The organism is Paenibacillus sp. J22P169, assembly GCF_059691995.1.
This window is the reverse complement of sequence record NZ_JCAUAO010000006.1, coordinates 1-12,674: the sequence shown is the minus strand read 5'-3', so window position 1 is coordinate 12,674 and position 12,674 is coordinate 1. Positions and strand designations below refer to the sequence as shown.

Below are 12,674 nucleotides of genomic sequence, written 5' to 3'. Positions count from 1 at the left end.
CGGAGTGAATTGTATGAAAAGTTTATTTATTCAACGAATACCTTTAATTCCCTTTTTTATTCATAAAATAAATCCTGAGGGGGGGTTTGGGAATGCAAATGATTATTCATTCTCCTAATTCTCTATACGTACAAACGCGCCAGGATACTTACGTATGTAAGCTGCTATGCCCTTATTAGTGATCTCTGCTGCTTCTAGTAAGGCTGCGTAGAGCGGTCTGACCTCCGAGACCAGTTCGGGATCCTGCTCGAGATCCGTTGTAGAAATATCGAAGTCGGTGACGCTCCTCGGGTGATTGCGCTGTCGAAGGAGAGACTCCATATGCTCAACTTGAGGCAGCGTGGTGGAGTCTTCGAAAAAGCGCAGCGCGCTCAGAAGGCCCGTCCATCTCGCCGGCTGTGCGAGGAAATAGGCACTCCACCAATAGAAGTCAGCCTGCGATGCTATGGCATGGGTGTGATAGACGCGAAACGCGAACAGGGCTTGTTGACCGGGTGTAAGCTCTTGAAATAACCCGGAGCTGAAATCCTCACCTCGCGTTTGAATCTCTTTATAGGCATGGATGATCGGCTGGAAGCAGGCTGCGATCAGGGCCTGATCTTCTAAAAGCTGAAAAGTATCTTGGCTCATTTGTACTAAAATTGGCACATCACTCCTTCACTCCTATTATACGAAATATTGCTTAGCAGCATTGATATAAACAAGAAAGAAATCCATTCGCAACCGAAGGGATCTCTTATGTGTCTATTGCTAACTTAAGCATTCAAAGGATTCGAAATTCTGCGAATTCCACTGCGAATGATCATTTCTGCGATGAGTAAATTCGGCACCCAACAGAGCCAAGCAATGACGCCGAATGTCTCATTCGTATCTGTCAGACCCCAGAACATACCCGCTAACGGCGTCATGATACGCAGGGAGATTGCCGCGCAAGATAGCGCGTAATTTCGCAGCATCCATTGACCGTGTGCGATCGGATTGCGATCGCTGATAATACTTTTTATGCTGAGGTAAAGTGTGTACAACCACATGAGAGATAATGCTCCGAAGCCAAGCTGAGCACTCAAGCCTCCGCTTGCGTAATAGGCCATGTAGAGACCCGTCACACCTGCTGCCGTAATCATCGTTGCATACACATAGCCAATTGCGCGATGGACATTCGGTGTGCGGAGTCGAATCTTTTTAATAAATTGAAGCCACCCAATGCCTAGCGCAAGTCCACCAGAACCTGCATGGATCCATAGAACGGTATACCAAAGATCAGGCATGCTGCCTTTTTCCGTAACGAAGCCTTGATCCTTGATACCGTCAGGATTTCCATAGAAGAACAAGGCATAAGCCGCAATCCCAACGGCCAGAAAAGCCAAAATGCCAAACACCCAACTTCGCCTTCTTCTTCGGTTTCTCTTCACTTTGCACCCCTCACAGCTCATCGAATTCTATTTGATTCGATCATACCACTCAGGGAGTTATTTCCAGAAGCGACCATGGTCGGAGCGGGCGCTCCTCCTTAAGTCGGGGATTGGGCGCAGCCATGCTCTCTAGGTTAAATCCAGCTCCAAAACCACCGGACAATGATCGCTCCCTAAGATATCGCATGCAATCGATGCCTCGGTGATTTTAGGTGCTAATCGCGCAGACGCGAGGAAATAGTCAATCCGCCAGCCTACATTCCGAGCCCTAACGCCTGGCATATTAGACCACCACGAGTACACGTCTGTTCTCTCCGGATATAGATGTCGGAAGCTATCAATAAAGCCAGCAGCCAGCAAGTCCGTCATTTTGCCACGTTCTTCGAGGGTGAAGCCGGAGTTGTTGTGGTTGCCTTTGGCATTTTTCAAATCGATCTCGTTATGGGCGACATTCAAATCCCCGCAAACCAAAACAGGCTTAACCGCATCCAACCCGAGCAAATAGTTGCGGAACCGATCCTCCCACTCTAACCGATAAGGCAGTCTGGAGAGATCTCGCTTCGCATTCGGTGTATACACCGTCACGAGATAGAAGTTCTCGAATTCCAAGGTCAGGATGCGACCTTCTGGTTCAGAATCTTCTTCAATGCCGTACCGAACAGAAAGTGGCTCCACCTTCGAGAAAACGGCCGTGCCGGAATACCCTTTTTTCTCCGCATAGTTCCAATATTGCTTGTATCCCTCACCGAGGTCGAGGTCGATTTGACCCTCCTGCAGCTTCGTTTCCTGCAAACAAAATAAATCAGCATCCACCTCTCTGAAGTAATCAGTAAATCCTTTATTCACACAGGCTCTCAAGCCATTTACATTCCATGATACGAGTTTCATCTATGTTTCTCCTTGTTTCTCTACTGATTTTTATGATCTAAAAACCAGTGTACCATATGTTCGTCTGTAGGGTTGTTCTAATCCAACAAATCTCCCAATATAAGAAAATACCACACTCTTTTATCAGGATTATTGATTTAATATCCCTCTCGGCAGATGCTATACTTTATTTATCCAACTAAACGTATAGGTTTAATATTATACTGCTGAAAGCGAGGGTTCCCCATGCCTAAGATATATAATAATTTAACAGAACTCATCGGAAATACACCGTTGCTGGAGCTCTGGAATTTCAATAAACGGCAAGAGCTTGAAGCGAGAATTGTCGCCAAGCTGGAGTATTTCAACCCAGCGGGCAGCGTGAAGGATCGTATCGGTTATGCCATGCTGAAGGATGCGGAACGCAGAGGGAAGATCAATCAAGATACCGTCATCATAGAGCCGACCAGTGGGAATACAGGCATCGGTCTCGCCTTTGCAGCAGCGGCCTTAGGCTATCGGTTGATCATCATTCTGCCGGATTCGTTCAGCGAGGAGCGCAGCAAAATTGTAAGAGCCCTAGGCGCAGAGCTTGTGCTCACGCCAGCTGCGGAAGGCATGCAAGGCGCCATTCGCAAAGCCAAGGAATTAGCTGCTCAGCTGCCCAATTCCTATATTCCACAGCAGTTCAGCAATCCAGCGAACCCTGAGATTCATCGCACAACAACCGCAGAAGAAATTTGGCGAGATACGGGGGGCAAGGTTGATATTTTTGTGGCAGGCGTAGGTTCGGGTGGCACCATTACAGGTGTAGGAGAGATCCTCAAGCAGCGGCATTCCGATGTTCAAATTGTGGCTGTGGAGCCTGCAGATTCCCCTGTGTTGTCCGGTGGCACACGTGGCGTGCACCAGATTCAAGGGATCGGCGCTGGTTTTGTGCCGGATAATTTCAATCGGGCTGTCGTGGATGAAATCCTCACCGTTAGCAATGAAGAGGCGATGGAGACGGCACGCCAATTGGCCAAAAGCGAAGGGCTTCTCGTCGGCATTTCATCTGGCGCTGCTGCTTTTGCAGCAGTCCAACTGGCGAAGCGACCTGAGAACAAAGGGAAAACGATCGTTGTTATCCTCCCGGATACGGGTGAGCGATATTTGTCATCGGCGCTTTATGCAGAGCTCGAATAGGCGTACTAACGGAACCATTTAGACCGTGAAAGGTAGCGAAACCGCACCTTTTACGGTTTTTTTCGTGCTGAAATCTAGCGAAATATGCCACGCAAAAATACGACATAAAAATTCTTATTGAAAACAATTATCATTATCAATATAATAATAATGAAAATCATTATCAATTACATAGGGGGATTCAAAAATCATGAAACAAGCATCCGTAAAAATAGGTATGGCCGTACTTTTACTCTCGTTGACAGTCGCATGCGGCCAAGGGACAACAACCGAACCAGCTGCAACGCCAGCAGCGAGTGCTGCAGCGAAAGCAGCCGCAACGCCAGCTCCAACAGCAGCACCAACGGCTGCACCGAAGGTTGCCATTGATGAAGCCAAAGCGACGGAGCTTCTCGCTCAGTTCAAAACACCAAACCCTGCTAAAGTCGTTACCGTCTCTGTAGGGATCTCAGAAATCCTTAATGAACTTGGCGTTATGCCAGTTGGCGTACCCACTACAACGAGCAAGATGCCAGCAGCGTATGCGAATGTAACGAAAATCGGCAGCTCACATGCACCTGATCTAGAGCAAATTGCTAAGCTAACGCCTGATGTAATTGTTTCACCAGCTTCCATTAAAGATAGCCTAGAGAAGAAATTCCAACCAGCGAAGCTGCCATCTGCTTACATTCCTGTAGATTCCCTAGAAGAGCTGAAGCTTTCTACAGTTGTCCTGGGCAGATTATTCAAACAAGAGGCGAAGGCAACAGCACTTCTTGAGAAAACCACGACCGAAGAAACAGCAGCGCGTGAGCTAGGTAAAGGCAAAGCAGCACCGAAGGTACTGATCCTTTTCGGATCCGCTGAATCGCTGATGTTCATGAACGAGAATACGTTCACAGGCAGCTTGGTTAAACAACTAGGAGCCTCCAACGTGGTATCCGACGTTCTGAAGATGAAAGAAGCGTACGTGCCACTGAACATGGAAAGCATTGTAACAGCAAATCCAGATGTTATTTTGCTGGTAGCACATGGTGATCCTGCGGCTGTATCGAAGAAATTAGAAGAGGATTTGAAGAAGAACGGCGCATGGGAGAAACTGAACGCATTCAAAAATGGTAAATTCAAACCGCTAGATTACAACCTATTCGGTATTGCATCTATCGTTAATGCCCCTGCGGCTTTCAAAGATCTAGCGCAAGTTCTGTATAAATAAAGCCGGGGGAATGCATTCGTGGTCGAGAAGCAGAAAAGAAACATCACTTATATAGGGATTGCATGTGTTCTGCTTCTCGCGAGCACGTTGCTATCTATCGGCCTAGGCAGCGCCCGTATATCACCACTAGATACGATCCTTACTATATTTGGTAATGGTGATGGCTCCAATCATACAATTCTGTGGGATATTCGTATCCCCAGAGTTTTTCTAGCTTTAATAATCGGAGCTAACTTAGCGGCATCGGGTGCTTTACTCCAGGCTGTTTTGCTTAATCCGCTCGCTGATCCTGGACTGACGGGCGTTTCGAGTGGTGCGGCGGTTGCGGTGCTGCTCATTATTCTTGTGTTTCCAAGCTTCTCTTCCTTGATACCGCTAGGTGCCATTATTGGAGGCTCCTTTGCGGCAATCATGGTCTATGTGTGGGCTTGGCATAAACGCAGCGGCTTCGCGCCAATTCGCGTGATTCTATCTGGGGTTGCCGTCAATGCTGTTTTCGGAGGTGTCATTGGACTTCTCTCTATTTTATATAGCGATAAGCTGCCTGCTGCACTGCAATGGCTAAACGGCAGCCTTTCCGGTAAAGGGATGGGCAGTGTCATGACGATTTTCCCCTATTCAATAGTGGGCTTGGTGGTTGCCTTCCTATGCATTCGCCAAGCAAACATTTTGCGTTTGGGAGAGCAGGCTGCGCATAACTTAGGGCAGAACCTGACACGTATCCGGTTTACGCTGTCGTTCGTCGCGGTCTACTTGGCTGCTGTTTCGGTATCCACGGTCGGACTTGTCGGGTTTGTGGGACTCGTTGTTCCACACATTGCTCGCATGCTGGTCGGCTCCAACTATCGGTTTATGCTGCCTATAAGTGTCGTGCTTGGAGCACTTATTTTATTACTAGCTGATACCGTCGGGCGAACCGTATTTGCACCATTAGAGATACCCTCAGGCATTGTGATGGCGATGGTTGGAGGCCCTTATTTCCTATATCTGATGCGAAAGGGGGAAGCAAGCCGTGCTTGATGTTCAGTCCTTAACGATTCGATACGGGGATAAAACGATTGTGAATGACTTCTCGTTAGCTGTGCAGGAGGGGGAAGTCGTATCGATTATCGGACCCAACGGTTCTGGGAAATCAACCATTCTCAAAGGCGTTTCCAGACTCGTTCCATGCGAGAGCGGTCGCATCTGTATTGCCAATCAAGAGTTGCAATCTCTCAGCACGAAACAAGTATCACGTATGATGTGCATGCTGTGTCAATCGAACACAAGTCCTTCGGATATGACGATTGAAGAGCTTGTTGGCTACGGGCGGATGCCGCATAAGAAGTGGTTTGAACGCTTTAATGGGGAAGATTACGAAATTATCAACTGGGCTATGGAACAAACGGGGCTGCTCCCCTACAAAGACCGTCTCGTAAACTCCCTATCTGGCGGTGAAGCGCAGCGTGCCTGGATCGCCATGGCATTAGCGCAGCGTCCTAAGCTGCTACTATTGGATGAGCCTACGACGTATCTGGACATCGCACATCAATTGGATGTATTAGAGCTAGTGCGCAAGTTGAATCGTGAACTGAAGATAACCGTGGTCATGGTTCTTCATGATTTGAATCATGCGAGTGCATACAGCGATAACATTTGTGTACTGAAGAATGGGCAACGGTATCAATACGGCAAACCGCAAGATGTGTTAACGAGCGACTTGCTCAGACATGTCTACGATGTGGAATCCGACATTCAATATAGCGATCATGGTGCGGGTCCCCGCATACATATTTTGAAGAAAGCAGGGGTGTTACCGAATGAAACAATTGGATCAAGAAATCAGCAAGCTCCAGTACTTGAAGTTCTCAGATAGTTTGAAATCGTTAATGTTGAGCACAGTGGATGATAACGGGAAGCCGTTCATTTCCTATGCCCCTTTTGTGAAGAAGGATGGGAAGCTGTATATCTTTATTAGTAGAATCGCGAATCATTTCCGTTATATGGAGACGAACCCTTCCATTGATGTTATGCTAATTGAAGACGAAATTTCCACAGAGAACCTGTTTGCAAGACAACGTGCACGTTTCGTATGTACAGCTGTTAATATTGGAAATGAAGATAAGGAAGATATTTTTGACTTGTTCGGTGAACGCTTTGGTAAGCAAATGATCAACGTTTTGAAAACGCTGGACTTCTCCTTGTTCGAACTTTCAACACTAGAAGGACGCTATGTAGCTGGATTCGGTCAAGCTTTCGATATCGACTTGGCAGCAACCAAATTCGAGCACGTAGCCAGAGACGGTCACCAACCTGCAAAATCATCCTAATATAATTCCGAATTTCGAATCCCGAAGGAGTGCTTAAACATGAGTTTTGAAACGGTATTGCCGATTTGGAATGCGATTCAAGGTCGTTTCCATAAAACAGTCCAAAAGCTCCCGGAAGCTGATTTGACCCTCGAATTGGGTTCAGCTTCAATTGGCTATATGCTTCGTCATAACGCTGAGGTTGAATATATGTTCGCAAACTGGTTTTTCGGAGTGAAAATTCCAGAAGGCACTAAGCTGTATACAGCAGGCGGTCCTAATGGCCCGAAGGTAAAACCTGCATTTACCAACCTGCAAGAATTGGTCGATGATCTGACTGCCTCCAATAACCATCTAATTGAAGCTATGCGCGCACTGCCTGAAGAAGCATGGAGCGTACCCGTTGAATCGCCAATGGGGCCATCGACACCATTAGAAGCAGTGGGAAGATTGATGTATCACACGGGCATTCATTCGGGTCAAATTTCTTTGATTCAGAAGCACTTTGCTGTTCAAGAAAATGCAGCGCACTAAGAAGCGGTTGTAATCGCCAAAAGAGACTATGGGCCATGTCCCATAGTCTCTTTCAGTTCGGGCAGAAGCCCGGCGTTTTGGTACAGATTAGCTTCGCATACTTCGGATCGAGCTTAGCGAGCTCTGTGTAGTAGCTGCTAACGGCATGGTTACCTGCGAACGACCCGGTTGGAAAGGCAAGCTCAACGCCTTTTTTAACATGAATATAGTGATAGAGATCACCCGTACGAGGCGATTTATAAACGAGAGGTGGCAGGGAAGGAACCATATCGTTGCGATTGTATACGCGATAGTGGGGCCCTGTTTTGCGATTAAATTGATTAGCGAATGTCGTATTGCCGACCCTAGGTGAACCGAAGGTATACACAGAGGGATCCTTAAACTTCGTGTTCGTTGCTAAATCAGCAGCACATAAGGTAGCGAGCGAGCCGCCGAGACTGTGCCCTGTCAGGTAAAGTTGTTTGTGAGCAGAGAGTTTGGCCATCGTCGCTATCATTGGTTTGCGTGCAGATTGGTAAATATCTAGAAACCCTTGGTGCACAAGTCCGCCTTCTTTGGCATAGGGGAAATCAGTCTGTCTAGCGATGGCATCCGAGATCCAGTCCGACGTGGTGGAGGTGCCTCGAAATACAATCACAATTTGACTGTCGGATTCTGCAATAAAACCAAACAGCTCGCGTCCGCCAAAAGCGGAATTCGCCGTGATCGGAGAAACGATTCGATAGGTAGCAGGTAGAGTGACAGCTTCCGTTCCTTGTTCCAGTTGGGTGTAGCTTTGACCGCACATCGCCGCAAGGCGAATGGCAGTTCGCGTATCCATAGAGTTGCTGAACATGATTCCATGCCTCCACAGCCAGGATATGATATACCTATTTATATGAAAATATTGGATACATGTCCTCTGGCAACTGCCTATTTGTGGAGGTTTTCAGGTATAATAGGCAGATGTTGCCACCACTACGTGCACGATGCAATGTGGGTTGTCAACGATACGAAAGGTGGGATAGACACGTGTTAAGAAGGTTTTTTTCATACTATCGGCCCTATAAGCACTTATTTATTTTGGATTTTACTTGTGCAGTGGTGGCTGGGTTGTTGGAGCTAGGGTTTCCGCTGGCCGTCAATCAGGTGATCGATAAATTACTTCCTGCGGGGAATTGGGCGTGGATTATATGGGCGTGCGTAGGATTGTTGGCCGTCTATGCGCTGAATACACTGCTGAACTTTGTCGTTACGTATTGGGGACACATGCTGGGGATTAACATTGAAACGGATATGCGGAAAAAGATGTTCAACCATCTGCAGAAGCTGAGCTTCCGGTTCTATGACAATAACAAAACGGGACAGTTGATGTCGCGCATGGCGAATGATTTGCTTGAAATCGGAGAGGTTGCGCATCATGGTCCAGAAGATCTGTTTATTGCCGTAATGACGCTCATTGGCGCGCTTCTGCTGATGCTGCAAATTAATGTGAAGCTAGCCTTGCTAACGTTCGTTATTGTGCCGTTTTTGCTGTGGATTGCGGTGTATTTTAATCAGAAAATGACAAAGACATTCCGCCGCATGATGGGCGATCTCGCGGATATTAATGCAAGAGTCGAAGATAACATCGGCGGTATTCGTGTGGTACAAGCGTTTGCGAATGAAAACCATGAGAAGAAATTGTTCGAGGTGAACAATGGCCGATTCCGATTGACGAAGCTGGCTTCTTATAAAATCATGGCGTGGAACATTTCCTTAAGCTACATCTTAATGCGTTCCGTAACGGTATTCGTGCTCATCTGTGGTACGTGGTTTGTTATCGATAAGCAAATTACTTATGGCGAGTTCATTGCCTTTGTTCTATTAACGAATGTTTTCTTAGGCCCGATTCAGAAAATCAATAACGTCATTGAGAGCTATCCGAAGGGGATTGCGGGCTTCAAACGCTATGTAGAGGTCATCGACACAGAGCCGGAGGTTGCCAATCACCCGAATGCGATTAAGGTCGACCACCTCGATGGCCAAATCAAGTTCAACAACGTGTCCTTCGGATATGGGGACGAGGCTCGTATTTTGAATAACATCTCCCTGTCCATTCGCGCGGGGGAGACGGTCGCTTTCGTCGGACCATCAGGCGCAGGCAAAACGACGATCTGCTCCCTGCTGCCTCGCTTCTACGATGTCAGCGAGGGCAGCATCGCCATTGACGGTCTCGATATTCGCAATATCGAGCTGGAATCGCTGCGCCGCCAAATCGGCATCGTGCAGCAGGATGTGTTCCTGTTCTCCGGCACGATGCGGGAGAACATTGCGTACGGCAAGCTAGGCGCGACGGATGAGGAGATCTGGGACGCTGCGCGGCGCGCGCAGCTGCAGGGCTATATCCAGTCCCAGCCGAAGGGACTGGATACGGTGATCGGAGAGCGCGGCGTCAAGCTCTCCGGTGGGCAGAAGCAGCGCCTCGCGATTGCGCGCATGTTCTTGAAGAATCCGCCGATTCTCATCCTCGATGAGGCGACATCGGCGCTAGATACCGAGACCGAAGCGGCGATCCAGCAGTCCTTGGCGGAGCTGTCGAAGGGCCGCACGACGCTCGTCATTGCGCATCGACTCGCGACGATCAAGAATGCGGATCGGATCGTCGTTGTGACGGAAGAGGGCATCACCGAGCAAGGCGCACATGAGGAGCTTATCGCCGTAGGCGGTGTCTACAGCCGCCTGCATCAGGCGCAGTTCAGTTCTTAAGGTTTGGAAGCTTTCACCTTCCTGTTCATTCGGGAAGGTGGAGGCTTTTTCTTTTTTCAACAGAATAGACTAGTCCTGTCCAAAACCTTCGTGATAAACTATGACAATACAATGACTATTTTACCTAGGGTAAATAATAAATGAGGTGGCACGGATTGAAGTCAATAGGACGATGGCTATTGCTGGGTGTGATCACGCTGATGGGAATCTTCTTGCTGAGTAACATTCGGCAGATGTTTCTTTCCGTCCAGCCGGATCAGATCAAGGTGGCAGTCAATACCAGCATCAGCATGCAGAAAGTAAGTGAAATGCTGCCCGGCAGTAAGATTTTGAATGAGAAAAGTGGTCTGATAGAAGTCCCTTACGGCAAGTTCTGGGAGTACCAAGGAACGGCGATGACGATTAAAGGTGTGCTGCGATCCTCGGTCGTTCCGTTAGAACAGCCTATTATTTCGTGGCGTTATTATGGCTATACGGTCAAAGATCAGCTCAAGGGCTTCCTGCATGGTGATTTTGGGAAATACCGAGATCCCTATACGCGCAAGGAAGTGGCGGTGACGGCCGCGATCCCTAAGATGCTATTAAAAACCTGTACCTACTTCATTCCTGGCTTACTGCTTGCAATCATACTCAGTATGCTGTTCGCCCTGTGGGCTTCCATATCAAGGCGACTCGGCGCCCTGTTGGATGGTATTCATGCGTTGCTAGTGGGATTACCGGACTTTTTCCTGATCGTGTTGATTCAATTGGGGGCCATTTACGCGACTAAGCTTCTCGGTCACTATGTGCTGCTGATCGTTCAAGTGGGAGACAGAACGCCATTCCTCATTCCTTTTCTGACGATTGCGTTGATTCCGTCGGTGACGATTTATGGGACACTTCGTGTCGCGATTGCACGGGAACTGGGGCAGGATTACGTTGTAACCGCACTGGCCAAAGGATTAACGCGACGCGAGGTGCTCTTCTCGCATGTACTGCGGAATGTGATGGAGGATGTGCTCGCTATATTGCCTAGAGCAACGACATTAGCGCTAGCCAGTATGGCGGTCGCCGAAGCGATTTGTGGCATTGGTGGCTTGGGTGGCTTCATCATTTTGCCTATCTACCAGGGGATCACTTCTATGTCGGCAATCTGTGTGGTGCTTGGTGTGGTTGCAATGGCCTTTCATATCCTGTACGCTTTGCTTCGGAAGCGGTTCGTGGTTCGTGCAGAGGAGGTGGCTAGGCCATGAGAAAACGTCCTTCTACCGCCTTTTATATCTCCATCGCTGTCTTGGCACTATTCCTTATTGTGATGGTGTTCGGGTCCTGGTTGAAGCCGCATGGGATTTCGCCAGAGGACAAGATCAACATGATCCAATACCAAGAGGATGGCAAAACAAGATACGCAATCCCGCCTTATGCACCGAATAGCACATTCCTGCTCGGAACGGATCATCGTGGATTCGACATGGTCAGCTTATTATTGAATGGGTTAAAATACACACTAGGTACGGCACTTGCGCTAACCTTGCTCCGTCTTGCTGTGGCGCTGCCTTGGGGATTGTGGAGCGGGATGACCGGCAGAGGGCGTGGCCTTCTCCGTTCCTTGCAGTGGGCGGTTGCGGCGGTGCCGGCATTTATTTTCCTCTATCCGCCGCTCGCGGGGATGTATTACGGGCTAAGGCTCGATCTAGGGGCCAAAGCGGATCCACACAATAAGCTATTGTTCAGCATCACTTTCATTATCTTAATTACACTGATTGGCATGTTCCCGTTGGCTCATCAGATCGCAGATCGGACACGCTATTATAGTGGTAAAATGTTTATTGAAGCATCTCGCCTCATGGGCGGTTCATTCTGGCATCGGACGCTTCGACATATTTTCCCGTCGATGCGTAATGAAATGATGTTCATCTTCTTGAGCGAGTTCATGCAGGTGCTCTTCCTGCTGGGGCAGCTAGCCGTATTCAATATCGTGCTCGGCGGTACAGAAACGATCGGCGACGAGGAAGCCGGCTTCCAGATTACGATCAGCACCTCCGGTGAATGGCTGTCGCTGATCGCGTACGGCGCACGCTATATTCGTCTCCACCCGTGGATTATTCTCAGCGCGGGCACAAGCTTTGCGTTGTTATTCCTTTCACTACAATTTTTCTTAAATCAGCTTAAGCGCCGCTATGGCGAGGAGCGCCAACTGATGTAACAGAGTCGAGCTTCATCCTAGGGATGGGGCTCGGCTTTTTTGTCAGTTGTGGAGGAGGAGGAGGAAGTGGGGGTGGTGCTGGTGCTGGTGCTGTTTCACTTGCCCTGGGAATCGGATGGTTGCAATTGCATGGCTGCGAAAAGGGAGTTACGCTTCGTTTAACTGGAAAATTGCTCTTCTGTCAAGAAAGTGGACGTCACTAAGTTAAGCTAACCGCTGGTAGTAGAGCTGCTCGAATTGTGCGGGGGACATGTAACCAATTGTGCTATTCGACCTTGTAC

At 48.4% G+C, this 12,674-nt stretch carries 13 protein-coding genes; 9 read left to right on the top strand and 4 right to left on the bottom strand.

The features are described 5' to 3' along the window. Positions 1 to 114: 114 nt before the first annotated feature. The 3 genes from AC58QG_RS24335 to AC58QG_RS24325 form a co-directional block, all read right to left on the bottom strand. Positions 115 to 630, bottom strand: a complete 516-nt coding sequence (locus tag AC58QG_RS24335) for a hypothetical protein (protein WP_497364699.1) — start codon at positions 628 to 630, stop codon at positions 115 to 117. Between the two features lie 125 nt (positions 631 to 755). Continuing rightward, on the bottom strand, positions 756 to 1,412 hold the full coding sequence (locus AC58QG_RS24330; protein WP_497364698.1) for a DUF2306 domain-containing protein: 657 nt from the start codon (positions 1,410 to 1,412) through the stop codon (positions 756 to 758). A 129-nt stretch (positions 1,413 to 1,541) separates the two neighbouring features. Next, positions 1,542 to 2,300: an exodeoxyribonuclease III gene (locus AC58QG_RS24325; protein ID WP_497364697.1), complete on the bottom strand. Its 759-nt coding sequence runs from the start codon at positions 2,298 to 2,300 to the stop codon at positions 1,542 to 1,544. 225 nt (positions 2,301 to 2,525) lie between these two features. Here AC58QG_RS24325 and cysK point away from each other — a divergent pair, with 225 nt between their 5' ends. The 6 genes from cysK to AC58QG_RS24295 all read left to right on the top strand — a co-directional run bounded on the left by cysK (position 2,526) and on the right by AC58QG_RS24295 (position 7,481). Next, entirely contained in the window at positions 2,526 to 3,464 is a 939-nt protein-coding gene (gene cysK, locus AC58QG_RS24320) for a cysteine synthase A (RefSeq protein WP_497364696.1), read from the top strand. A gap of 190 nt (positions 3,465 to 3,654) precedes the next feature. After that, positions 3,655 to 4,659 (top strand): helical backbone metal receptor, encoded by a 1,005-nt coding sequence (locus tag AC58QG_RS24315; protein WP_497364695.1) that lies wholly within the window; start codon positions 3,655 to 3,657, stop codon positions 4,657 to 4,659. Between the two features lie 18 nt (positions 4,660 to 4,677). Then, positions 4,678 to 5,679 carry a FecCD family ABC transporter permease gene (locus tag AC58QG_RS24310; RefSeq protein WP_497364694.1) on the top strand — a complete coding sequence of 334 codons (1,002 nt, stop codon included), beginning with the start codon at positions 4,678 to 4,680 and terminating at the stop codon, positions 5,677 to 5,679. Then, complete coding sequence (locus AC58QG_RS24305) at positions 5,672 to 6,514, top strand: ABC transporter ATP-binding protein (protein WP_497364693.1); 843 nt, start codon at positions 5,672 to 5,674, stop codon at positions 6,512 to 6,514. The genes AC58QG_RS24310 and AC58QG_RS24305 overlap by 8 nt, the downstream gene beginning before the upstream one ends. After that, entirely contained in the window at positions 6,459 to 6,968 is a 510-nt protein-coding gene (locus AC58QG_RS24300; RefSeq protein WP_497364692.1) for a HugZ family pyridoxamine 5'-phosphate oxidase, read from the top strand. Before AC58QG_RS24305 ends, AC58QG_RS24300 begins: the two co-directional genes overlap by 56 nt. Positions 6,969 to 7,007: 39 nt before the next feature. Continuing rightward, complete coding sequence (locus AC58QG_RS24295) at positions 7,008 to 7,481, top strand: DinB family protein (RefSeq protein WP_497364691.1); 474 nt, start codon at positions 7,008 to 7,010, stop codon at positions 7,479 to 7,481. Between the two features lie 52 nt (positions 7,482 to 7,533). Here AC58QG_RS24295 and AC58QG_RS24290 read toward each other — a convergent pair whose 3' ends face one another. Then, entirely contained in the window at positions 7,534 to 8,316 is a 783-nt protein-coding gene (locus AC58QG_RS24290) for a lipase family protein (protein WP_497364690.1), read from the bottom strand. A gap of 176 nt (positions 8,317 to 8,492) precedes the next feature. Between AC58QG_RS24290 and AC58QG_RS24285 the strand changes: the two genes are divergently transcribed. The 3 genes from AC58QG_RS24285 (at position 8,493) to AC58QG_RS24275 (ending at position 12,393) form a co-directional block, all read left to right on the top strand. Next, a complete protein-coding gene (locus AC58QG_RS24285) occupies positions 8,493 to 10,208 on the top strand; it encodes an ABC transporter ATP-binding protein (protein ID WP_497364689.1) in 1,716 nt (571 codons plus the stop codon). 155 nt (positions 10,209 to 10,363) lie between these two features. Then, entirely contained in the window at positions 10,364 to 11,440 is a 1,077-nt protein-coding gene (locus AC58QG_RS24280) for an ABC transporter permease subunit (protein ID WP_497364688.1), read from the top strand. After that, the gene (locus AC58QG_RS24275; protein ID WP_497364687.1) at positions 11,437 to 12,393 is read left to right on the top strand and encodes an ABC transporter permease subunit; all 957 of its coding nucleotides are present in this window, start codon (positions 11,437 to 11,439) and stop codon (positions 12,391 to 12,393) included. Before AC58QG_RS24280 ends, AC58QG_RS24275 begins: the two co-directional genes overlap by 4 nt. Positions 12,394 to 12,674: the final 281 nt, after the last annotated feature.

What these genes read in the sequence shown, in the direction of transcription:
- AC58QG_RS24335 (WP_497364699.1), bottom strand. Translation starts at nt 630, where the DNA reads ATGAGCCAAGATACTTTTCAGCTTTTAGAAGATCAGGCCCTGATCGCA.
- AC58QG_RS24325 (WP_497364697.1), bottom strand. Translation starts at nt 2,300, where the DNA reads ATGAAACTCGTATCATGGAATGTAAATGGCTTGAGAGCCTGTGTGAAT.
- cysK (WP_497364696.1), top strand. Translation starts at nt 2,526, where the DNA reads ATGCCTAAGATATATAATAATTTAACAGAACTCATCGGAAATACACCG.
- AC58QG_RS24315 (WP_497364695.1), top strand. Translation starts at nt 3,655, where the DNA reads ATGAAACAAGCATCCGTAAAAATAGGTATGGCCGTACTTTTACTCTCG.
- AC58QG_RS24300 (WP_497364692.1), top strand. Translation starts at nt 6,459, where the DNA reads ATGAAACAATTGGATCAAGAAATCAGCAAGCTCCAGTACTTGAAGTTC.
- AC58QG_RS24295 (WP_497364691.1), top strand. Translation starts at nt 7,008, where the DNA reads ATGAGTTTTGAAACGGTATTGCCGATTTGGAATGCGATTCAAGGTCGT.
- AC58QG_RS24290 (WP_497364690.1), bottom strand. Translation starts at nt 8,316, where the DNA reads ATGTTCAGCAACTCTATGGATACGCGAACTGCCATTCGCCTTGCGGCG.
- AC58QG_RS24275 (WP_497364687.1), top strand. Translation starts at nt 11,437, where the DNA reads ATGAGAAAACGTCCTTCTACCGCCTTTTATATCTCCATCGCTGTCTTG.